Annotated in this window: 17 protein-coding genes and 1 riboswitch; of the genes, 2 read left to right on the forward strand and 15 right to left on the reverse strand. The window is 48.6% G+C overall.

Annotation, left to right across the window (positions count from 1 at the left end):
* Window positions 1–211: 211 nt before the first annotated feature.
* Complete coding sequence (locus C3V36_03545; protein ID AVM68402.1) at window positions 212–2,098, forward strand: molecular chaperone HtpG; 1,887 nt, start codon at window positions 212–214, stop codon at window positions 2,096–2,098.
* 104 nt (window positions 2,099–2,202) lie between these two features.
* Here C3V36_03545 and C3V36_03550 read toward each other — a convergent pair whose 3' ends face one another.
* From C3V36_03550 to C3V36_03570, 5 genes are all read right to left on the reverse strand, one after another.
* Window positions 2,203–2,328, reverse strand: a complete 126-nt coding sequence (locus C3V36_03550; GenBank protein AVM70426.1) for an antitoxin — start codon at window positions 2,326–2,328, stop codon at window positions 2,203–2,205.
* A gap of 18 nt (window positions 2,329–2,346) precedes the next feature.
* Complete coding sequence (locus tag C3V36_03555) at window positions 2,347–3,051, reverse strand: hypothetical protein (protein AVM68403.1); 705 nt, start codon at window positions 3,049–3,051, stop codon at window positions 2,347–2,349.
* 332 nt (window positions 3,052–3,383) lie between these two features.
* Window positions 3,384–5,720, reverse strand: coding sequence for a hypothetical protein (locus C3V36_03560; protein ID AVM68404.1), 2,337 nt, complete (start codon window positions 5,718–5,720; stop codon window positions 3,384–3,386).
* A 229-nt stretch (window positions 5,721–5,949) separates the two neighbouring features.
* On the reverse strand, window positions 5,950–8,715 hold the full coding sequence (locus tag C3V36_03565; GenBank protein ID AVM68405.1) for a hypothetical protein: 2,766 nt from the start codon (window positions 8,713–8,715) through the stop codon (window positions 5,950–5,952).
* Window positions 8,712–9,461 carry a hypothetical protein gene (locus tag C3V36_03570; protein AVM68406.1) on the reverse strand — a complete coding sequence of 250 codons (750 nt, stop codon included), beginning with the start codon at window positions 9,459–9,461 and terminating at the stop codon, window positions 8,712–8,714. Before C3V36_03570 ends, C3V36_03565 begins: the two co-directional genes overlap by 4 nt.
* Before the next feature lie 392 nt (window positions 9,462–9,853).
* Here C3V36_03570 and C3V36_03575 point away from each other — a divergent pair, with 392 nt between their 5' ends.
* Window positions 9,854–10,093 carry a hypothetical protein gene (locus C3V36_03575; protein AVM68407.1) on the forward strand — a complete coding sequence of 80 codons (240 nt, stop codon included), beginning with the start codon at window positions 9,854–9,856 and terminating at the stop codon, window positions 10,091–10,093.
* 143 nt (window positions 10,094–10,236) lie between these two features.
* On the opposite strand, the gene C3V36_03580 is transcribed toward C3V36_03575, so the two are convergent.
* The 10 genes from C3V36_03580 to C3V36_03625 form a co-directional block, all read right to left on the reverse strand.
* On the reverse strand, window positions 10,237–11,679 hold the full coding sequence (locus tag C3V36_03580) for a proline--tRNA ligase (protein AVM70427.1): 1,443 nt from the start codon (window positions 11,677–11,679) through the stop codon (window positions 10,237–10,239).
* 129 nt (window positions 11,680–11,808) lie between these two features.
* Window positions 11,809–13,752: a hypothetical protein gene (locus C3V36_03585; protein ID AVM68408.1), complete on the reverse strand. Its 1,944-nt coding sequence runs from the start codon at window positions 13,750–13,752 to the stop codon at window positions 11,809–11,811.
* Between the two features lie 12 nt (window positions 13,753–13,764).
* Window positions 13,765–14,505, reverse strand: a complete 741-nt coding sequence (locus tag C3V36_03590) for a hypothetical protein (GenBank protein ID AVM68409.1) — start codon at window positions 14,503–14,505, stop codon at window positions 13,765–13,767.
* Window positions 14,495–15,523: a hypothetical protein gene (locus tag C3V36_03595; protein ID AVM68410.1), complete on the reverse strand. Its 1,029-nt coding sequence runs from the start codon at window positions 15,521–15,523 to the stop codon at window positions 14,495–14,497. Before C3V36_03595 ends, C3V36_03590 begins: the two co-directional genes overlap by 11 nt.
* 108 nt (window positions 15,524–15,631) lie before the next feature.
* A complete protein-coding gene (locus C3V36_03600) occupies window positions 15,632–15,886 on the reverse strand; it encodes a hypothetical protein (GenBank protein AVM68411.1) in 255 nt (84 codons plus the stop codon).
* An 80-nt stretch (window positions 15,887–15,966) separates the two neighbouring features.
* Complete coding sequence (gene mfd / locus C3V36_03605) at window positions 15,967–19,560, reverse strand: transcription-repair coupling factor (protein ID AVM68412.1); 3,594 nt, start codon at window positions 19,558–19,560, stop codon at window positions 15,967–15,969.
* Window positions 19,561–19,575: 15 nt separating this feature from the next.
* The gene (locus tag C3V36_03610; protein ID AVM68413.1) at window positions 19,576–20,412 is read right to left on the reverse strand and encodes a transglutaminase; all 837 of its coding nucleotides are present in this window, start codon (window positions 20,410–20,412) and stop codon (window positions 19,576–19,578) included.
* Between the two features lie 39 nt (window positions 20,413–20,451).
* A riboswitch (cyclic di-GMP riboswitch) is annotated at window positions 20,452–20,531 on the reverse strand.
* Window positions 20,532–20,789: 258 nt separating this feature from the next.
* Window positions 20,790–21,947, reverse strand: a complete 1,158-nt coding sequence (locus tag C3V36_03615; protein AVM68414.1) for a hypothetical protein — start codon at window positions 21,945–21,947, stop codon at window positions 20,790–20,792.
* Window positions 21,940–22,500, reverse strand: coding sequence for an aminoacyl-tRNA hydrolase (locus C3V36_03620; GenBank protein AVM68415.1), 561 nt, complete (start codon window positions 22,498–22,500; stop codon window positions 21,940–21,942). Before C3V36_03620 ends, C3V36_03615 begins: the two co-directional genes overlap by 8 nt.
* A 190-nt stretch (window positions 22,501–22,690) precedes the next feature.
* Window positions 22,691–23,965, reverse strand: coding sequence for an adenylosuccinate synthase (locus tag C3V36_03625; GenBank protein AVM68416.1), 1,275 nt, complete (start codon window positions 23,963–23,965; stop codon window positions 22,691–22,693).
* Window positions 23,966–24,012: the final 47 nt, after the last annotated feature.

Genomic DNA, 24,012 nt, shown 5'->3' on the forward strand with positions numbered 1-24,012 from the left:
CAGAAAAACCCTGTTGTTCAGCTTCCTTCCGCTTGGCGGTAACACGGCGGCTTTCCATCCGCCGCATATTTTTGTGTAGTAAAAAACGCAACTTTCCCATGTTCTGCAAAACTAGAACAGTCTTTTTTAGGCAGATTACCCGCCCGGGCGGAAGTGTGCAGCACTTCGATCAGGCGAAAGTTGAGTAAAAACAATGCATATTTAGGAGGACCTGATTATGGAAAAAGGTAATTTATCGATTCATAGCGAAAATATTTTCCCGATTATAAAAAAATGGCTCTACTCAGACCTTGATATCTTTGTCCGGGAGCTGGTTTCCAATGGTTGTGATGCCATGACCAAACTGAAAAAAATGACTTCTCTGGGAGAAATCAGCTTAGGCGAAGCCGCTGATTACCGGGTTGACGTCACAGTCAGCGAAAAGGACGGCACCATCACCTTTTCTGACCGCGGTATTGGTATGACTGAAGAAGAAGTTAAAAAATATATCAATCAAATCGCCTTTTCCGGCGCTTATGACTTTTTGGAAAAATACAAAGACAAAGACGAAGGTGAGCAAATCATCGGCCATTTCGGATTGGGCTTTTATTCCGCTTTTATGGTGGCTGAAAAAGTTGAGATTCAGACGCTTTCCTGCCAGGAAGGCGCTGCCCCCGTCAAATGGACCTGCGACGGCGGCTCGGAATATGAAATGGCGGAAGGCAGCCGGTCCCGGTACGGCACCGATATCATTTTAACGGTCAATGAGGACGGCAAAAAGTTTCTGAGTGAATGGACCATGCGCGACACCTTGCGTAAGTATTGTTCCTTTATGCCCTATCCCATTTATTTGACCAATGCCGACGCCGAGCCGGAAAAAGACGAGGCCGGCAACATCATTGTCAAGGAAGAAACGCCGGTGAATACCCCTGCACCGCTGTATTTAAAGAATCCCAGCGAAGTGACCGAGGACGAATACAAGGAGTTTTACCGCAAAACCTTTATGGATTTCAGCGAGCCGCATTTTTGGATTCATTTGAACATGGATTACCCCTTCCGGCTGAAAGGAATCCTGTATTTCCCCAAGCTGAAAAACGAGTTTGACACGATGGAAGGGCAGATTAAGCTGTATAACAGCCAGGTTTTCATTGCCGACAACATCAAGGAAGTGATTCCCGAGTTCTTGCTCCTGTTAAAAGGCGTGATTGACTGTCCGGATCTGCCGCTCAATGTTTCCCGCAGCTTTTTGCAGAACGATGGCTTCGTTAAAAAGCTAAGCGACTATATCACCAAAAAAGTCGCCGACAAGCTGAATTCCCTGTTTAAAAAGGAGCGCAAGGAGGCCTATGAAAAGTTTTGGCCGGACATTCACCCCTTTATCAAATACGGCTGCCTGCGCGACGAGAAGTTTTTTGAGAAAGTCAGGGATATCCTGCTCTTCAAGGATATCGCCGGCGATTATTTAACTCTGACCGAATACCGGGAAAAGACCTCGGCCGATACGGTCTATTACTTTACCGACCGCAAACTTCAGGCTTCTTATATTGCTTCTTTCGTCAAAAACGGACTGGATGCGGTCGAACTGGCGCATACAATTGACCAGCCTTTCCTCCAAAAATTAGAAGCCGAGGATAAAGAGCACAAGCTTCATTTTCTGCGGATTGATTCCGATGTCACCGCTGAAATGAAAACCGATGAAAGTATCAGTGATGATGTCAAAAAAAGTCTGGCTGAAAATCTGGAAAAGATTTTCCGGAAAGCGCTGGCCAAGGATTCGCTGACCATTGCGGTCGAACCGCTGAAAGACCCGCAGGTTTCCGGTATGATTCTTTTATCGGAAGAAAAGCGGCGGATGCAGGATATGAATAAACTCTACGGCTTTATGGGACTGGATTTGGGCGGCGAAGCCGATGAAACTTTGCTGCTCAATAAGAACAATTCACTGGTCAAATATCTGCTCGAAAATCCGGGCGCACCAGAAGAAACCGTAGCGCTGCTTTGCCATCAGATTTACGATTTAGCGGGACTTAGCCACAAACCGCTGGAGCCGGAGCGGATGACCGCCTTTCTGGAACGAAGCAATCAGCTCTTAGAGCGGCTGCTGAATGTGGAGAAATAAAGGGTAGCTAAGAAATGATACAAAATATGTAAGTACAAATAAAGCCTCAATAGTTGCAGCTATTGGGGCTTTATCCCATGCATCATCATGCCATATTTTTCGCATTATTCCGCCTCGATCAATTCATGCTCGGAAATATTGCGGCCGGCTTTGATATCAGCGATTCTCCTATCCAAGACAGCTGTATTCTCAGATGAATAAAAAGGATCCGCCGTTATCTCGAAAGGAATTCATCCTGAAATTTTGTTTTACTCAATCACTTCCCGCTTCAGCTTGACCGGCTGAAAGTTACTGCGCCAATAGGTATAGTAGGTGATATAGTGATATTCCGTCTCCCCCAGCCATTGCCGCTCGTCCAGCTTAAGCTCCTGCCGGCCGTCGCCGTCCATATCTTCAAAAGCGGCGGCGGTAAAAACCGGTGCATCCAGGTAAGACCCCGACCACAGCCGCAGCAGCTTTTGCTGCTCCATATCCCAAGTAAAGAAATACGGCCGCGGCCCTTCTGGAAAATAGCGGGTCGCCCGATAGGCGCCAATAAAGACCTCAATATCCTTACGCTCATCCATCTGTCCCATAGCAACACACCACGGCCCCACTCCGGCAAAGTCATACCGTTTTTTTTCCTGCCAGTGACCGCCGGCAGCAGGCCGCTCATATACGACAATCTCCCGCCCCAAGACAAAGGGTTGCGGTAGACTTCGGCCCTCCAAAAAGTCGCTGCCCCGCCAATACTTGACCGCGGCCCGACCTTCGATCGCCGCCCGGTAGGAAATCCCGTCCTGTGTATACTCCGCCGCCGCTACCACCTCTTTGGCCGCCAGCAGCCGGAAAATCACAATCAGAATGATCAGCAGCAACAACACCCAGGCGGTCGGGCTGCGCCACAGCCCGGCCGGCTTTTCCTTGGGCACAAAGCTATATTTACTCTTTGGTACTCTAAACTCGGTTTTCATTTTATTCCTGTCTTTGCCATACAATCAAAGCTATCCACTCATCTTTTCCCTGTCGAAAGGTTTCGCCTTTCTGCCCCAAGTGCGAGAAACACTTCCTGTTTCCGCAATGGCAAGCGAAAAGGCAAAGCCTTTTTCGCGAACATAACTGACGAACATGGGAAAGTTGAGTTATCCATTTTCTGTCTTCCCGCTTAATGTCGATCCGGCCAAAAGGTTACGGGGTAAACAAGCAGGCAGTTAGGGTTGAACCGTACCCGGCAATCAACCCCGACTACCTGCTTATTTAAAATCCGCGTAGACCCGTTTTTAACGCCGCCAAAGACGGACTTACTTTATTTTTTCAGCTCTGGCCAATCAACCTCAGCCTCATAGCTAATTTCTACTTGATTGGGTTCGGTGCTGGCATATTCCGAATAATAGTTCGGATACACCTCCCGAATCATATCATACTCGCTCAATTCAAAAATGACTTCCCCATATTCTCCCTGACCTGCCATGCCCAGCGCCTGCTGCCACTCTTCATCCGTCAGCCGCTCCTCATTTAAAAACTCAAAGGCGGAATACACAATGCCCTTGGCCAGAAAATCCACGCCGTTGACATGACAAAGCGCGTAAATCTCATACGGATAACCGGTCGCCACCTCAACGATACCGCCCGGTACTCCGTTTTGCGGCAGGATAGTAGCAATATCGGCAATCAAAGCCGTCGTTTTGGGCTGCTCCCAGTCATAGCCCTCGGCTGATAAAAGATACAGATACTTCGCATTCAGGTCCTCAACCAAGCCGCCGAAATAGGTTAATTCGTGGAGCTCTGACTCGGTAATATTTTCCCCGTTTAATTCCTTGCGGGCAACCTCAGCAAAAATCTTCATCATTCCTTTGATCGAAGTCAGCGGCCGAATATAGTCATCCCGAATACCGGCTTTCTTCATCAGCTTTTCGGCATGCGTCGACAAAGTCAAAAGCTCCTGATACAGGGCCTCGTTCGGCTCCAAGTAATGGAGCGTTAAGTTTTCCTCCGGGCCGCCCATTTCCGCCATCGCCTGCTTGGAATACAGGATATTGTCATGCTTAAGCTCGGCAAAGCTGCCCAGCGCCGCGTTCATCTTTTTGTAATCATAAGCCGGCGTCGTCATAAAATATGGTATTTCCTTGCCGGCCGGCACATAATTCAGCGTCCGGTCAATCGCCCGGATCCAGCCGTTGTAAAAGTTATCTCCGTCCGTCAGTTCACCGTCGGCGTATTCTTTTTTCATCCGTTTCAACTGATCGTCATATTCCGGCCACTTCTGATTGGTGTCATAATTGGCCCGCAGATAACTTTCCGCCGGAGCGAATCCCATCGCCGCGAAGACGTCAAAGGCAGTCGGCAGCGGCCGCACAATCGGTTTCATCAGATTTTGCATAATATAGGCATCGACGCTGAAGCGCTGCCCCATGAACTTAAAGGCTTTCCCAACGGCAAAATCCTGGTTGTCCTCGCTCAGCTGAGCGACAATTCTCGGCTCCGGCAAGCTTTTAAAGGCTTTAATCAAAGTCTTGCGGCCCGATTCGTTAATCAGCTCCTGATTCAAGTCCTTGCCTTTCAGGCTCTTTAATGCCTTCTCCATCTCCGGCACGCTGATATCATCGCTTTCTCCGGAATACATGGCTGTCAGCTCATAATTTTTTTGCCACAGCGCCATCAGGTCTTGATTCTTCGTCAGCAAATCGACAATCAAAGCCGCTTCCTCCGGCTGCTTCTCTAAATCAAAGCCCATATAGCCGTACCACATCATCGCCTTAAAATATCTGGTCAGCTCGGGACTGGTGGTATAATGCCCTCTGACCTTAAACTGCGAATAATCAATCGCCCGGCCCAGCAAAACCGAATCAGCGGCGCTTTCCGCCTGGATATTTCCCAGCTCGGCCTCGGCAATTTCCAGCGCATCGCCATGAGGCTTGCCCCCCAGCTGCTCGATCCAGCCGGGTGTTTCCGAAAACAGGAGGCTGTTGGCCACATGGAAAAAGGCGATGATATTGGCATACGCCCCATCCAGCGCGTCCGGCCCGGTTTGATAAGCGGCAATCGCCTGCTGCTCCATTTTCAGCGATAATTCCTCCAAATTGGGCAAATATTCGGTCGTCTCCAACGCCTTCATGCTCTCGCTGTAAAAAACATGCCACATATGCAGCACCACATCGGTGGTAATCATCATTGAATGATCGGTATACTCCATATGTTCATAGGGCTGGTGCATTTTCAGATACGGATAGTCCTCATTAAGCTTCGGCTCCATCACCACGAAGCCGTTCTTTTTCAGCAATTCCAGCTGTCTCTTGGTAAAGCCGGTATAAGTGTCGGCATTGATGATATCGGCATAGTCGATTTTACGCACATCGGCCTCATTAAAATTGGGCCTTTCATTCTTGACCGGTTCGGCTTGTCCGTTTTCCCCGTTGGCAGCCGGCTTATCTTTGTCCGACTCCTGGGCGCTGTTTTCTTTGCCCACGTTTTTAGTCTCCTGTTCGGCCGGCTTGCTTTCCTCTTTCTTGCCCGGCAGCGCGCTGCAGGCGCTGACCAGCAGACAAAGCGCGCATAACAAACTAATCCATTTTCCCTTCCTTCGCATAATTCTCTCCTCCGTTTCTCTTTTCTCTTCGGCTGGGCAGGGCATAAACTGCAGCATTTCCCGCTTTTGGAGTTTTTAAGCGTTCAGATTCCGGTTTTGCCAAATCTGATTTCTCCATTCAAGCTGCTGTCTGCTTTCGCTCTCCGCCCGGTGCTGACCGGAATTTTATGTTAGGGTTAATCCTCCTCACCCAACTGCTTCTTTATTATAGTCTGTTTTTTCAGGAAATTCAAGTCAAAATTTCTGCTTCTTTCTGCCGAAAGGAAAAAAGATGATCGCCATCGAATCAAGGAAGATCCTCCAGAATCTCCACATTCTGTTCCTTACCGAATCCCCTGTATTCCAGCTTCCAGATTTTACTTCTGCCGCCCATAGGAACCGTTTCGTCCACCAGGACCTGATTGCCGACCTTGATGCGCACGCGGCAGCCCACGTCGCCATCGGTGCGGTCTGTATAATTATGAACATAGAACTGATAGACTCCCGGTACCGGTGTCGCAAAATAGATGTTTTCCACACCGCTGTCTCTCTCGGCCTGGACTTGCATATCTACGTCCAGCTCACCGCCGTCAGCAAATTTACATCCATAAAAGATTTCGCTTTGATTGGGCGTGATGCAGTGAAGGTCTAAGTCGTCCTTGCTTGGCCAGTAGATGGAAGCAGTAATCTCGCCCTCAGCGGCACCCATTTCCTCCAGAAGGCTGTCCATACTGCCATCGGACTCGGGGCCGTAGATGTAGCGTTTTTCATCCTTATCCTTGATATATTCACAGACCGTGACATTATATCCCAAGTTTTCAAAACCCGCTATATAACGGTGACTGAGACGACTGGTCTTAATCTTGACTGTCTTTCCGGCAATAACTATCTGCGGGTGATAGACCGTCTTCTTCCCATCAGAACAGGTAATCGTCACCCGATAACCGTCGATCTTGTCGTCCTTGGCAGCCTGGCTCATCTCCGGCAGCTTGAAGACTAGGAGACCGTCCTCCACCTTCGGTTTTTCCAGCTTAGGCGGCTCCAGCTGATAGACCGTATAGCCGCTGACAGCAGAGGGGTTTTCGTTGGTACCGCCGTCAATCTCCATGATATCAGAAGTCCCGGAATGCGGGTAGAAATAGAAGCCGTGCTTACACTTTGTCCACTGGCCTGAACCAACGGGCAGCAGGGTCATATCAGTGAGCTGGGCATAGAAATCCTTATCCGTCGCTACCAGGATCCCGACTCGACCGATGTTGTCCAGAGAGGACATCAGCGAGTTGATACGGATAGAATAGGCATGATCGACCAGCTTAAAGTACGTTTTCTTATCTTTTTCTATGAAGGAAGCGGGAAACGCTAACCGCCGCGCCGGTGTCATATTCATCTTCGCTTTCGCACATTCGTAGAACTTCGTCTGATACTTCTTGGCAAATGCCAAATAAGCATCCGTCAGCATATTGTCAGAGAGATCCCATGTGGCCTTTATATGCTGAGTGAAATCCATGCCTCCGAGATCCATATATGTGACGACGGATTCATAGTTCTCCATCATCTCCTTGAAGCTTTTTTTACTGACAGTTTCATTCAGATAGTCAAAGAAGCGGGCGATGGGATAACCGGAGAAACAAAGTTCTGTATTGTTCATGGACCATTTCTCCGCTCGGCCCATGTCGTCATAATAGGTCGCTTTTTTTTCATCAAAAGGCATCACATAGTATTGGTAGGCCTTTCCGTTTTCCAGATTTTTCTCCGTCGTGATGATATTCTCCGTGCCCTTCACGTTCGGGTGAGAGCGAAAATATCGATAAGCATCTTCCTCCAGGAGCTGGGCCATGGCCTCGTAGAATTTGACGTTGGCATGGAAAATACCGTTATAGCGGAGCTGGCAAACATGGAACAGTTCATGGGTTAGGGTCAGCTGCATTTCATCCAGCTCCTGTTTGCTGCCCTGCTCCAGCACATCCAGACCCACATTCACATAGGGCCCGGAGAACCATCCGACCGGCTCCGTCTCGGCATAAGCATTCATCTTCGGGAGCAGATATAGCGTCGTCGCCTGATCCGGCAAACGAATGTTTAAGCTCATCAGGTATTTATGAGCCTCATAAACCATCGTACCCAGTTTGGCTACCAGTTGTCTGCTCTTTTCCGCCTCTTCTTGCTTTGTCATCTTGTGTGCATCGATCGCCTGCCGGTAGACAGGATCCTCCTTATACATGCGTTGTTTGATCTTATAAACCCTGTCGCACCGTTCATTTGCGGTTGCATTGGGCAGCTGCTGTTCCGCCTCTTTCCTGGCTCGCTCACTCCTGTCAGCGATGATCGTATTACACTGTGCGTAAATCTGATTGGATACATTCGATTGCTCATATTCGATCTTGTACTGGCGCCGGGACGAATCCGCCGGGTCGCAGACCCAATAGACACCGTCGCCGTTAAAGAAGCCTGTTTCCGGTGCGGCAGGTTCAATGATGATCTCTTTTCCGGTGACGGCAACGACTTCATCCACGCCCAGGACCACGCCGGAATTCTGACAGCTGGCATAAAACAGGCTGTCGTTCTTGATCCAGGTCAAGTATTCGTAGAAATGACCCGCCTCATCGACGCGATAGGCCGACAGAAGATGATACAAGTGTTCGGGGATCCCCAGCCTTTTCAGGTCGATACCCACCGTATAGGTGCCGGGCATCCGGTCGTCGTCCCCCAGACCGGCATCCACTTCCCAGCCTGCCAGAAGCATGATCCCAGTATCATTGTCCATGAACCGATCCTGCAGATTAGAAAGTACATCCCAGGCCATCTCCGTCACCTTGAATTCCCGGTTGTGGTCCATGGCGTTGCGTTCCGCCGCGATGGTAAAGCCGGGTATGGGCTCCGCCGCGAAAGGATCGCTGTGACCCACGGCGGGCACCCGATCCGGCGCAACAAGCGCCGCTGCGTTTATCTTCGCTTGCTTAGGCCGCAGAAATCCCAGCAGGAATCCGGGCTTGCCCAAACCGGTAACTATCATGACCAGCAACAGAGTCACGATGAGATGAAATCTCAGTCTTTTGTTAGGTTGCTTTTTCATTTCTCCCCCTCCTCTCCCGGCTTTTCCCCGTACAGCCAGACCGGCCAAATGTGCCTGGAATCAGGTTCGTCCGTTTCTTCTGTGCTGGCCGGCGTTCCTGCCTCGACCCTTGCATCGATCGCGGCATATTCTTCTAACTGTTCCGCCGTGATCTCCTTTTCCGAAACAACAGGCACGATCGGCAATCGGGCGTCTTTCACGGCGTCCGGTACCCAGTACCAGCCCAGACCAAGAAGCCCGGCCCAGATCAGCAGGAACAGAGGCAAAAAGCCTTTCTTTTTTTTCTGAGGTACCGGCCAGGCATACCGGGGCGGAACATTTCGGCCATACTGAGGTTGTTGATGCATCGGCTGCGGCATAGGAGCCGGCTGTTGATGCACCGGCTGCGGCGTAGGTGTCGGCTGCTGATACATCGGCTGCGACATAGGCGTCGGCTGTTGATACACCGACTGCGACATAGGTGCCGGCTGCTGATGCACCGGCTGCGGCATGGGTGCCGGCTGTTGATACACCGGCTGCGGCGTAGGTGGCGGCTGCTGATACACCGGCTGCACCTTTACAGGTGGGGCGGCCATTGAATGAGCGATCCCGGCTGCCGCCACAGGAGTGCCGCAGGCGGTGCAAAATTTCGCTCCTCCGGATATGGGGCTCCCGCATTGGGTACAAAAGTTTGCCATTGTGTTATCCTCCTTCCTTTTTGCCATAATCACATTTGCTGTCACTGCGTTTAGGCTGCAACTTATCATCACCTGTTTTTATTATACTTACGGCAACTTCTATATGCAATCAGATACGCCAAATGGCTGTGCCAAATTTTTGGCACAAATTGTGTCACATTTATTGTCCTCAATCAGCGAAGAACCGGACATCTTTACTTTTGCATCATAATGTGGCAAGAACCCTTTCGCTTCGGGTTATATAAAACATATAAGGAATGAATGAAACGATTTCTCATTGAATTTTTGCTAAGATAAGAATTGAAAAGTAAAAGATTATCTTATATAATGAAAGGCGAAAGCTAAAAACTTTGACCCGGAAATGATTCGGGAGATTACCGGCCTGACAGCCGAACAGACTGCGAAATCATAGCGGCTGCCGACCGGAAGAAACGGAATAAAAACAACATCAGGAGGTTATCATGGTAAGTAAAGAAGCGGTCATTGAAGCTTTGGAAACGATTCGCCCGTTTTTGCAAAGAGACGGCGGCGATTTGGAATTTGTTGACGTTGACGAAAACGGGGCGGTTTATGTCCGGCTGCTGGGAGTCTGCGGCGGCTGCCCCATCTCCAATCTGACCTTAAAAAATCTGATTGAATCGCAATTGGCGGAAATGGTAGAAGGCGTCACCGAAGTCATTGACCTGACCGGTGAAGAGTAAAGTTTTATGTTGGTCGGCAGCCGGCAGTTTATCTGCGCTTTGCTGCCGGCTTCAACAGTCCATCCGATTTTTTATGACATAAAAATGGCTGATATCCTAGCTTGGCGCCATATATCAACCATTTTTTCATTACTTTATCCTGCCTAATACGCTTTTCCCCAGTAAACCATATGTTTGGCGGGCTGGCCGCAGCAAATACAGGTATCGGCCAAATGTTCCTCGTTAAAAGGAATGTTTCGAGAAGTTGCTCCGGTCTGCTCTTTCATCTTTTCCTCACATTCCCGCCGGCCGCACCACATTGCCTTGATAAAGCCCGGCTTCTTTTCTAACTGCTCACGGAACTCTTCTATGGTCACAGCCGAAGAAATATGAGCGCTTAAATGCTCCTTCGCCCGGTTGAACATATCTTTTTGAATCTGCGCCAGCAGCAGCGACAATCTTTCGGCCAGTTCTGCTAAGCTAACCGTCATTTTCTCACCGTTATCCCGCCGCACCAGGACAACCTGACCGTTTTCAATATCGCGCGGCCCAATCTCCAGCCGAACCGGTACTCCGCGCATCTCATGCTCGGCAAACTTCCAACCCGGACTCTTATCGCTGTCCTCTAAAATAACCCGAATTCCGGCTGCCTGCAGGATCGTTTTTACTTCCTGAGCTTTTTCCAAAACTCCGGCCTTGCGCTGCATAATCGGCACGATTACCGCCTGATAAGGCGCAATTGCCGGCGGCAGAACCAAACCATTATCATCGCCGTGTACCATAATCAAAGCGCCAATCATTCGAGTTGACACGCCCCATGAAGTTTGATGCACATACTGCATCTGATTGTTGGCATCGGTATACTGGATTCCGAATGCTCTGGCAAAGCCGTCGCCGAAATAATGGCTGGTTCCGCCCTGCAAAGCCTTGCCGTCATGCATCAAGGCTTCAATACTGTATGTCGCCTTCGCGCCGGCAAACTTTTCTTTTTCTGTCTTGCGGCCTTTCATCACCGGAATCGCCAGTACATTTTCAAAAAACTCGTCATAAATATTGAGCATACGAATGGTTTCCTGCTCCGCTTCCTCGGCAGTCGCATGAGCAGTATGCCCTTCCTGCCACAAAAACTCCGCCGACCTTAAAAACGGACGGGTTGTTTTTTCCCAGCGCACCACCGAACACCATTGATTGTAAAGCTTCGGTAAATCCCGATAAGAATTGATATCCTTGGCATAAAACTCACAAAACAGGGTCTCCGAAGTCGGACGGACGCACAATCTTTCAGCTAAAGGCGCTGAGCCGCCATGCGTTACCCAGGCCACTTCCGGTGCAAAACCGGCAACATGGTCTTTTTCTTTTTGGAGCAGACTTTCCGGAATAAACATCGGCAAATATACGTTTTGATGCCCTGATTCCTTAAACCGCTGGTCCAGCTGCTGCTGAATCAATTCCCAAATGCGGTAACTGTAAGGCTTAATAATCATACAGCCCTTAACCGATGAATAGTCCGCCAAATCGGCTTTTTTGACTACATCCGTATACCATTGTGCGAAATCAACGTCTCTGGCGGTAATTTCCTCTACCAATTTTTCCTTTGCTTTTTCCATACCCTTTTCCTCTTCTGTCATCATTTATTAAGCTTTCCCATACATATGGCAACTATCTTTCTAAAGCATAACCCCTGCCCCCGAAAAAAGCTGCGTATTGGTGTATTCTTTTTTAGGAAATACAATTTCTTATTTCCTGATAATTTGATAGGGAATCGTTTGCTCCCAATCCTCTGTTTCTTTCTCCCGCCGGATCACCTTAGTTTGGCTTTTTTCTTCTTCCCCGGTACCAGCCAGGGTCTCTTCTTTTTCCACAAAATCCTCTAATATTTCTTCCGCCTCGTATTCATCCGACAGCAGTTCGTCCTCTACATCAGAAAAATCCATCCAGCTGTGAGCAGCCCGCGCTTTCTTTTTCCAACCGGGAAAAAGACTGATATCAATTTCTTTCTTCGGCTCTTCCCCATTTTCAGACAGCCGTTCCGGTTTCCGGTCGCTGCGGCTTACTTCCGCCCCTTCTTTCTCTGACAGCTCCGGCAACTGTTCTAATCCGTCCGGGACTTGGCTTTTCGTTTCCGCCCTTTCCTCTGTTCCGTCCGTTTGAGACTGCCGCTGCTTTGCTGCGCCGGTATCTTCCGCCCGGGCTGACGACTCCGGTCTTTCCCGATCCGGTTCTTCTGCTGCTTCATTCTTCGTAGCTGCCTCGGCCGGCTCCGGCAGATTCTCCCACTTTTTCACCGGCAGCGGCTCCCTTTCATTCCACAGTAAAATCCGGGGCTTGTCAGACTCTTCCCGGCTCGGAATCGGTCGAGCAGCCAGTTCTTTCCAGATATCAATCTCAATTTCTTCTTCCGGCGTTTCCGCCGGCTTTTCGGTCTGTTCTGCCTCTGATTCAGGCTCGGATTCGTCATCTGTTTCCGGAAAATCAGTTTCTGTATGTTTCTTCGAAAGTCGCTTTTTAAAATAAGTCACTTCTTCTTCCTCGGCCCCCAGCAAAAAGGAAGCCACCGCCCCTTTCGGGCTTTCCCCGCAAAGCTCCCGATATATTTGCCGAATCAGCCGCAACAGCAGGCCGTCCAGCCAAATAATCACAAACGGAACCGCAAACGCTTTTACCGGAGAAACGGCCAAACCAATATTGAAAGCACCTTTGACATAGCCCAAATCCACCCGGCTCGACATCGCCAGTATCAGCATGGAAAGGCTGTATCCTAAGGCAAATGTAAATAAATTCTGCCAATATTTTTTCACCGGCATTTTTAAGAGCACGATAAACACCAGCACAATAAAGGATATAATCAGCTGCACCTTAATACTGACCGGCAAGTTCAAAATCTCGGTATTGAGCCGCAAATAATTGCTTAAAGTGCCCAGCGAATCCGCTAAATCAAGCGGAACGCCCATCAACATAAAAGACAAATAAACCGCCAAATTAGGTAAAAACACCAGCGCAAACGCCAAAATCCGTACCAGACTCTTTAGGTAAGGTGTTAAATAATATAAGATAAATAAGATACCGGTCAGCGCCGAAAAGCCCAGGGTCAGCCACAGCAAGTTTCTGGTTCTCAGCAGCCCGGCAGTAAAATTCGTAAACTTTTTATGCCGGTTGATTCCTAAAATGAATTGAATAAATACGGCAAACAGCAAAGAAAAGAGGAGATTTCGCCCCGAAGCAAAATTAATCTCCACGCCGAACAGCACTCCCTTGGTCAAAAACGCCGTTATAAACAAAAAAAGCGCATAGACCGCCGCTGCCAAACCATCAATAATTACACTTGATATTAAATTGACATAGCTGTCCTTCGGCTTTTTTAATCGAAAAAGAAGACCGGCACCAAAAAAAGCAGACAGCGGAATAACCGATAGGAGCAGCAGCCCCATTTGAAACTTGCCGGAAGTTTGAAAAAATGACAAGCCCAAAAGCAGCCCGGTCGTCCGCAGAATGGTATCGCTGCCGGCAGCACCCACTTCGCCCAGGCTCCCGACCGTCAGCATGATAAGTTCCTGATAAAAGCGAAGATTAATCACCAGCGAAAGAAGCAGACACAGGATAAAGGAGAATAAAAAAGCGGTTAAACCCTTATTCACCCCCAATATCGCATACTCTCCATAGCTTATTTTCTTTTCAGACATGATTTTTCCTCACTAAAATTCCAAGACTTTCTTTAGTTCTCCGTTTTCCACAACAAAGTCCGCCTGCTCGACAGGTGACAGCGCCCGACCCGGCCGCAGCACCAGGCAGGTCAAATAGCCCAGCTTTTTCGCCGGTAACAGATCCGTTTCAAAATCACCGCCGACAAACAGTGTCTTTTTCTTCTCTAACTTGTTCTCATTAATCACCTGATTAAAAAACACCGGACTGGGCTTTTTCAGTGAATAGTCCGAAGAAATATAAAGCCCGTCAAAATACTCCTTAATCCCGAAATAACGAAGCTGGTCCTTAATAAAGGCTTTTTGCGCATTAGCCAGCAAATAAACATTCCTATCCTCTTTTTTCAGCTGTTCCAGGGTTTTCTTAACCTGCGGAAATAAAGTCAACTCTTCCGCCGCCAGCAGATGAAAGAAACGGCCAATATCTTTAGGACTTCTGTTCTTGCCTTTCAGTTTCTTGACATTAAACAGACGCAGCAAAATATCTTCATAATTCGGCTCATAATAAATCTTATCCGCCTTTTTTTCCTCCTCCTGCGCCAAGGCCGTAAAAAAGCTGCGGCGCAGGGTATCGGCATCGACCGGATAATCATAAATCCCATAATAAACACTTAGTTTTTCCCACAAGCCCTGCTCCTGCAGATTCATTTTCACCTCTGCCAAAGTGCCGTAAAAAGAAAAAACATAATTCTGAAACATACTAATCTCCATTTCTGTCGCTTGATTATAACTCAAACACGGTATAGCCCTGCCACGCCTCCTGATCAATCCGGATATCGGTCTCTTTTTTCCATTCCTGATAAATGACTTCAAAGCTTTCGTCCCGGATTTCTTCCTCCGCCTGCCGGCGCAGATCTTTTTCTTTTTCTCCCTGCTGCTGAAGCCGGCGGGTAAGTAAAGCCAAATCTGACACTTCAATGCTTTTTAAATGCAGCAGCCGGAACCCTTTCTCCTCATTTTCAGGCAAAAGCAGCCAGCCCGTTTTTCGGAGCTGCTCGGCTGCTCCCTCGCCAAAGACTTCCTCCAACTGCTGCTTTAAATATTTTTCTTCCTTATATACCATACTCTGACTTGTGGCATCTGTCAAGCCATAGGTCGGAGATGTATTCAATTCCTGACGAATTGTTTCCAGCAAAGGATCATTTTCGGCAATTTCTGCCGTTTCGACTAAAAATAATTCGTGTTTTTCCCACGGATCCTCTTGCTGCAGTTTTTGGTAGTCTTCATTGGCCTCTAATTTAGCAGCTATCATTTTTTCCTCCGGCTGAAAAGAACGAAGCATCTCTTTCTTTAGCTTTTGGCCCAACTCAAACTCGGTAAACACCTGCTGTACCGTTTCAGCGGTAATTTCTTCCGCAGCCGCCGCAAGAGCCTTTTGATCTTCCAAAAATTCCTTAGCCCGGTTGGCCACTGCCTCTGTTTCGACCTCCGTTAGTTCGATTTTTCGTTCTTTGGCCTTGGCTAACAACACCTTGACCCGGATTATATTTTCCAATACTTTGGTTTTGGCTACTTCATAAGCGGATTTATCGCCGCTGAAAGATTCAAACTCCCAGATATCGGCTCCGCCGATCTGCTCAAACTCTTTTTTTACCTGGATGCCGTAAACCGCCGCTTCTTCCCCGCTGACCGCCGCCGTATCAATTTTTATCAAAATCGCCGGCAGGAGTTCGGCGGAAGCCATTTCCCGACAGGCAGGCAAAAATAAAATAAGAAATACCAAAACTATCAAAAGGAAAGATCTTTTTTTCATTGCCTCACCCCGCTTCCATTACTCTCTACTGCCCTGCCGCATGATGTAGTCGTCCTCAGCCGGAAAGCCGATTGCTCCGCGCTGTCGCGCTCCCGCAATCACTTCCTCCTAATTGTCCTCGGTCGGAATGCCGATTGCTCCGCGCTGTCGCGCTCCCGCAATCGTTTCCTTGCAATCTTCCTCGATCGGAATGCTGATTGCTCCGCGCTGTCGCGCTCCCGCAATGCTTTCCCTGCAATCGCCTGTTCCCGGAAAGCTGATTGCTCCGCGCTGTCGCGCTCCCGCAATCACCGGCGATACTCGCAACTCGCCCCGCTCCCGCTGGTCGCGTGGCTTTATTGCGAGTATCTCCTTGCCTGCCATATGTCAAAAGCTTCCCACATGCAAGCATGCGGAAGCTTTTGACGCATGGCAGGGCTTTCCTGTTACATTATACCAACCCTTTAGGATAAGCGCAATTTTTTTAGGTCTTGTAATACAAATTTAATTTGATCGAGCATTTGGGCAGGGGTGGGGATACGGAGCAGGAAGGCGGAGCTGCCTTTGGTTTGGAAGCGGATTTCTTTTTTTCTTTCTTCCAAAAAGGGCAGGAGTTTACTACCGTCGAACCGGGCATTGGGCAGGACGGTTAATTCAACTTCCGCATTTCGCATTTGAATGGAGGTAATTTCCAGTTCATGCGCCAGCCCTTTAATCAAACCGATTGTAAGAAGATTTTGAACACTCTTGGGCGGTTCCCCGTAACGGTCAATCAGTTCATCCAAAATATCCAAATAATCGGCTTCTCCGCGAATGGAGGCAATTTTTTTGTAACTGGCCAGCTTTTCTTCTTCCTGGTTAATATATTCCGGCGGAATATAGGCATCGATTTTCAGCTCAATGCTGGTTTCAAAGTCATCGGCCGCCTCTGTTCGGCTGGTTTTGGCGCTGATACTGCCGGCCACTAACTTGGTGTAAAGCTCATAGCCAATCGCGTCCATATGTCCGCTTTGACTGGTACCCAAGACATTGCCCGCACCCCGGATTTCCAAATCACGCATGGCAATCCGAAAGCCGGAACCGAACTCGGTAAACTCCCGAATCGCTTTCAGCCGTTTTTCCGCCACTTCCTGCAAAATCTTATCTCTTTTATAGGTTAAATAAGCATATGCCACCCGCGAGGAACGGCCAACCCGCCCCCGCAGCTGATACAGCTGACTAAGCCCCATTTTATCGGCATCCTGAATAATAATCGTATTGACATTGGGAATATCCAGACCCGTTTCAATAATCGTCGTTGCGACTAAAACATCAATTTCTCCGCGGATAAAGGACAGCATAATGCTTTCCAGTTCATGTTCCGACATCTGGCCGTGAGCGTAGGCAATCGAAGCCTCCGGAACCAGCGCCTGCAGGCGGCCGGTTACTTCTTCAATATTGCGCACCCGGTTATACACATAATAAATCTGGCCGTTGCGGTTGATTTCCCGGTAGATTGCATCACGAATCAAGCCTTCGTCATGCTCCAAGACATAGGTTTGAATCGGCTGCCGCTCATGTGGCGGTTCTTCCAGCACCGACATATCCCGAATCCCAATCAGCGACATATGAAGCGTTCGCGGAATCGGCGTGGCCGTCAGCGTCAGCACGTCAATATTTTCTTTCAGCTGCTTGATTTTCTCCTTATGCTTGACCCCAAAGCGCTGCTCCTCATCAATAATTAAAAGTCCCAGTTCCTTGAAACTGACATCCTTAGACAGCAGCCGATGGGTACCCACCACCATATCAATCAGCCCCCGCTCTAAGTCTGCCAAGGTTTGCTTCATTTCCTTAGGCGTGGAAAAACGGCTTAAAATCCCAATTCTAACCGGAAAATCCTTGAACCTCTGCACAAAATTATTATAATGCTGCTGCGCCAAAATCGTAGTCGGCACCAGATAAGCCACTTGTTTCCCGTCCTGAATGGCCTTAAACGCGCCGCGCAAAGCCACTTCCGTCTTGCCGTAGCCAACATCGCCGCACACCAGCCGATCCATGACCTTGGCCGAGCACATATCAGCTTTCACATCGGCAATGGCCGTCAACTGATCTTCTGTTTCTTCATAGGGAAACAATTCCTCGAATTCCTGCTGCCAAACACTGTCGGGACTGAACGAAAAGCCCTTGGCCTGCTCGCGGTGCGAGTAGAGCTGAATCAAATCGGCCACCATTTCATCAATCGCCTTTTTGGCCTTGCTGACCGTTCGTTTCCATTCCTGCCCGCCCAGTTTATTCAGCTTCGGGGCAGCTCCCTCGCCGCCGATATATTTTTGAATCCGGTCCAGCTGCGTTGTCGGAATAAATAAAACCCCATCGCCCTGATACTTGATTTTTATAAAATCCCGGGCCATACCGTCAGTTTCAATCGTTTCCACACCGGCAAAAATACCGACGCCGTGACTTTCATGCACGACATAATCGCCTGCTTTTAAGTCGTAAAAACTTTGCAGCCGCTGACCGGCGGTCTTAGAACCTGCTTTTTTCTTCCGGCGGCTGCTTCTGGCTTCGGCTTCGGCAAAAACGGCAAACCGGATTTCCGGATAAATAAAGCCCTGGCGCAAACCGCCCACCGCCAGTGCAATCTTACCGGCAACCGTTTCCCCGCTTTCTCCGGCCAAAAAGACCGGCAGACCGTGATTTTCCAAAAGCTCCTGCAAACTTGACAGCATGGCACCGGTCGCGGTCAATACCACAATCCGGTACTGCTGCTTAACATAATAAGCCAAATCCTTGGCCATCGCTTCAAAATCATGATGGTACAAATGCGCACTGCTGCCGCTGATTTGCACTTCCGCCCGATAGGGAATCTCCTTACCTGCCTGATACAGACTGCTAAGTAAAAGGCTTTCCTTACCGGCCAGCCGAAAAATCAGCTTCTTATAATCCAGTCCGCTGTTTTTTTGCTCCAGCAAGAGATGTCCCTTGAAAAAACGATTTTCCAGACTTTCCCGATATTCCGTTTCCAGCGTCCGAACCCCTTCCAAAACTTTCAGCGGCTCGTCCAAAATAATCAGCGGCTCGGTAAAGTAATCCAGCAAATCCGCTGTTTCCGTAAAATAATAATTCAAATTGCTTTCAATTCCGGCAAAGCTGCCGTTATTTTCCATTTTATCAGCCAGCGCAGCCACCGTTTTATCCAGCTGCGCTAAGGCTTCGGCATTGTCCTTGAGTTTTTGCGCGGTCGCCTTGTAATCGCGGCGCAGCCGTTCGACCGCTTTTTTGGCCATGCCCGGCTCTAACACAATCTCCCGATTCGGGAAAATTTCAAGACTTTCAATCTCCCTGACTGAGCGCTGGGTATCCGGATTAATCAGCCGCAGCGAATCAATTTCATCGTCAAAAAACTCAATCCGGACAGCAAACTCGCCAAACGGCGGAAAAATATCGACGATTCCGCCCCGGAGCGCAAACTGACCCCGCCCCTCTATCAGCGGTACGCGCTCATAGCCCATATTAACCAGCTTTTCCGTCAAAACCGGCTGCGCCATTTGTCCGCCCCGTTCCAGCGGGATACGGGCAGCAGCAAAAACGGCTTTCGGCAGCAGCGCATCCTTTAAGGCTTCAATGCTGCAAATAACCGTGATATCCTCACCCTCCAGGAGCTTTTGCAGCACCGCCAGCCGCAGCCGGACAATGTCCTGACTGCGAACATCAGCCTGATAAAAGATAAAATCCTTTGCCGGATACTGCCAAACCTCTTTTTCATAAAAAGCAAAACTTTCCGCCAGTTGCCGCACCTGCAGCTCATTATAGGTTACTATCAGCTTCTGCCGTTTCCCACCGGCAGTCAGCGCATACGCCAAGTGAACCTTTTGCTCATCGGTAATGCCATTTACCGCCAAAGGTCCTTCCTGCTTTTCTATCTTATTTTTTAACAGCCGAAAAGCCTCTAAATCATTTAGAGGCTTTAATAATAAATCCATGCGATTTACTCCTTCATTTAGTTGTATGTTCAACTTTTCCGCACAGCACCGAAGGTGCCAAAGACTTTCCGCAGAATGAACCGCTGCCGATGGCATGGCAGTATAAAATGCTTATAACTCTTTGGCTTTGTTATAATCCTTTAACTGCTTTTCAAACGTATACGGCGCTTTGTTCTGAAACATGTAGGCATCGGTCGTGCTGTCAACAATCACCCATTTTCCCCCGACATACACTTCGTTCCAAGCGTGATAGACAGTGGTATACGTCGAATAGCCCTTAATCATCTTGGTTGGAATCCCCTGCTCGCGCAATATCGCCGCAAAGAGTGAGGAATAATCATAGCAAATGCCGTTTTGGGTCGTGACTGTATCGTCAATATTAGGGATATACGATGTATCAATCCGCTTAATCTTTTCATAATCATACACGATTTTTTCAATAATGTATTGATATAAGACCTTGGTTTTTTCATCCTCGGTCAGTTTGCGCCCCAGTTCTTTTTCCTGATCCTGAATCAGCTTCTGTGAAATCTTAATTGCTTTTTTCTGCTCGTCCCAGTCAATTTCCTGCACTGACTGCAAATAAACAGAGTTCGGATCGGACAGAGTTACATTAAAGTCCTTGCCGGTCAAAGGCCGATATTTATTGCCTTCCGTGTTCTCATACACCTTGACGCTGTAATTGCCGTTGCCCATTTGCAGAGGAAAATAAACCATTCTGTCCAGATTCTGCAAGTTATAGGAATATTTTTCCGTTCCCTTGCTGACCATCAGTTTAATTTTCTTGGTCGTTCCGGTATTAAAATAAACCCCGACCTTGCCCTGTGAACTCTGACTTTCGTCGATCCTGATCCCTTCGGCCGATACTTCGCTGCTGATTAGGCCTAATCCGATAATCACAAGGCCGATTAACACTATCCATTTTTTCATTTTCATTTCTCCTTTCATTTTTCCTTAAAAGAAAGCTGAAAATAAAATAAGCTTTCTTTCGGCTGCTGGCTGCCACCCCGAAGGAAGGCCCTGTAGTTTTGCGTCCTGCCTTTTCAAGCAGTTTGCCTTTGTCGCTGAAAGCATTTGCCCCATTATAAAACATTACTGAGCAGCGTAAAAAGTTTTGAAGTTTTATATGAGCCATGCTCTATAACTGACCTTACTTTACTATATTTTCTTCTAAAAATCAAGTCCTATTTATAGGAATTTATTCCTATTTATCTTGAAAATTCTAGAAACTTTTTTCCTATTCGCTCCTCCCTGGCTGTAAATCTGCCGATTAGCATTTCTTCTGTCTTAATCTTTTCCGTCTGCCACTGCCAAAAACTCAGTTTTTATTGCTGGGCCGGTTTTTCGGTTGGAGTTGCCGGTGCCGGGGATTCCGGTGTTTTCTCCGGCTGCTCCGTCTGATTGGCCGGAGCCGGCGTTTGTTCGGGCTGCGCCGACTTCTGTTCAGCCGGTGCCGGAGCGGATTCGGCCGGTGCCTCCGCCCCTTCCGCTTTCGCCTTGACAATGATTCTCTCCTCCGGATTAACGCCCAATTCACAGGTAATTAAAGTCAGCACTTTATCGCTTCCTTTTTGGGACAAAACCGACAGGTCTTTTTTATTCACTCTTTTTTTCTCGTAGACTATATAAGCGGTTGAACTTGATTTGGTCTTAATCCAAATCGTATCGCCGGTTTCCACTTCATCCAAACGGTTAAAAAAATCACCGAAGCTGTGACTGCGATGGCCGGCCAGTACCGAATTACCGACTTCACCCAGTCCTGCCGTTTTTGGCATATGACCAATGCAAAAGCGCAGCGTGACATTATCCACCCCTTCAGCCACCGGATATTTCAGCTTAATCTTAGGGATTTCAATAATCCCGATTGCCGTTGGCCCGGTCGTCAGCTTGGTAACCGTGTTTGGATTTAGACCCTCGCTCTGCTCAATTTCCCGGATGGCCTTGGCCGATGCGTCCAAATCTCCCTGCAAAGTGGCATCATCGGTGTAACCCAGCTCCCGGTTCAATTTTTCCGCTTCCGTACCGACTTCGCTGCCGATTTGGTCATAAAACTCCTTCAGCATTTGCTGCTGCTGCCGGTCAGCCAAATACCGGCCGACAAAAGGAATGCAAATAACAGCAATGCCGCCGATCAGCAGCAAATTGCCCAAATGGCTGCGCCAGCTCCATTTTTTCGGCGCAGCCGCCCTGTTATCGTTAATTTTTTCCGCTTCTCCGGATTCTGTATTCCCGGCTGTTTTTTTCGGCTCAGTCTTTTCCGGATCAGACTTTTCCGGCTCTTTTCTTTCCGAATCAGCCCTTTCGGCCGGATTTATTGCCTCTGGGCTGCCGGCACCGGCTAAACTTTCGATGTTTTCTGCATTGCCTATATTTTCTGTCACTTTTGTATCATCTGTATTGGCAACCATTTTTTCCTGTTCTTTCATTTTTTCTTTTTCCTTTATGTTCCCTTGCAAGGCTTTTTCGTTGAAAATCCTACCCATTGTAATGGTTCATGGCATAAGTAATTCCCTGCTCCAGATAGGCCGTAATGGCTTCCGCCGCCCGCAGTGCCATTTCCGCCGCTATTTTTATTTCTTCCCGGCTCATCCGCTTCAGCACAAAATCAGCCGAGTCCATGCCCGGAATCTGCGGTCCAACCCCGACCCGAAAACGAATAAATTCCTGCGTCCCCAGATGGGCAATAATATTTTTCATGCCGTTGTGGCCGCCGGCACTGCCTTTTTCCCGAATCCGAAGCTGCCCTAAGTCTAAGCTGATTTCATCATAAACCACCGCCACATCCTGCGACGTCAAAGAATAAAAATCCATTACCGCCCGAATGCTTTCCCCGCTGAGGTTCATATAGGTCTGCGGCTGTAGTAAAATCACCTTTTCACCACCAATCTGTCCCTGCCCCAAAATCGCCCGGTGTTTTTTCTTATCCAGATGAATTCCGGTTTCATAAGCCAGACGTTCAATCACTTCAAATCCGATATTATGCCGGGTTGCCATATACTGCATTCCCGGATTGCCAAGTCCGGCAATTATTTTCATAATTATGCCCTTTCTTTTTCACGCGGTGTTTTAATCTTTTCATTTTCCCCGTCGATGCTAAAACCACATGCCGCCGACAGCCTGCAAGCCGCAAGCAAAAGTTACAGTTCCGGCAGAACCATTCATCAAAACGTGGATAACGGGTATTCAATTTCCCTGCCGAAAAGTTATATCTGCGTTTTTCAGCGAATTACTTCACCTCAATATTTTGATCCCGATTTGGTCCGACGCCGACATAGCTGACTTTCGCACCGCACTTTTCTTCAATAAAGGCAATATAATCCTTCACCTCCGCCGGCAAATCTTCATATCGGCGAATGTGCGAAATATCACCCCAGCCCTTTAGTTCCTGATAAACCGGCCGGCACCTGGCGAGCTCGTTTAAACTGGCCGGAAAATCCTTAATCTGTCGGCCGTCTTTTTCATAAGCGACACAGACCCTGACCACCGGTAAACCCGACAGTACGTCAATCTTATTTAACGCAATATCAGTCAGACCATTTGTCCTGACCGCAAAACGACCGATGACGGCATCAAACCAACCGGTCCGCCGCGGACGACCGGTCGTTGTTCCAAACTCATGGCCGACCTGCCGAATCTGTTCACCGATTTCATCATCTAACTCCGTTGGGAAAGGCCCGGAACCGACTCTGGTCACATAGCCCTTCATTACACCGATGCTCTGCGTCAATTTGTTCATACCCAGTCCGCTGCCGGAGGAAATACCGCCGGTGGTCGGGTGCGAGGACGTAACAAACGGATAAGTTCCCAAATCCAAATCCAGAAGCGTGCCCTGTGCTCCTTCAAACAAAATCTCCTGACCGGCTTCAGCCGCTTCGCTGATCAGTGCCGTTGTGTCGGTAAAATACTGCTTCAACTGCTCGGCATAGCCTAAATATTCCTCTATGATCTTATCGGCATCTAAGGTTCGATCCGATAAGTATATTTTCTCAATCATTTCATTTTTAAATTTCACATTTTGTTTGACCTTAGCGGCAAAGACTTCCGGCTCCAGCAAGTCGCAGACCCGAATACCGCTTCGGTCGGCCTTATCCGTATAACACGGCCCGATCCCCTTTCCGGTCGTGCCGATATTGGCTTCACCCAAATAGGCCTCGTGCAGTTGATCCAACACTTTATGATAGGGCATAACCAAATGCGCCCGCAAACTGATGCGCAGATTTTCAAAATGAACCCCCTGCTCCGCCAGTTCCGCCATTTCCTCCAGCAATCCCTTTATGTCGATCACCACGCCGTTCCCGATCACGCACAGGGTATTGGGGTACAAAATTCCGGACGGAACCAAATGAAACTTATATACTTTATTATCCACCACCACGGTATGCCCGGCATTGTTGCCGCCCTGATAACGCACCACCATGTCAGCTTTCGCCGCTAAAATATCAATGTATTTTGCCTTGCCCTCATCGCCCCATTGCGCTCCGATAATTACTCTTACCGCCATTTGCTTCCTCCTTTATCTCTTGACCGTGCTTTTACCGCGCCGGCTTC

The sequence above is a fragment of the Lachnospiraceae bacterium oral taxon 500 genome (assembly GCA_002999035.1).
Lineage (GTDB): Bacteria > Bacillota > Clostridia > Lachnospirales > Vallitaleaceae > W11650.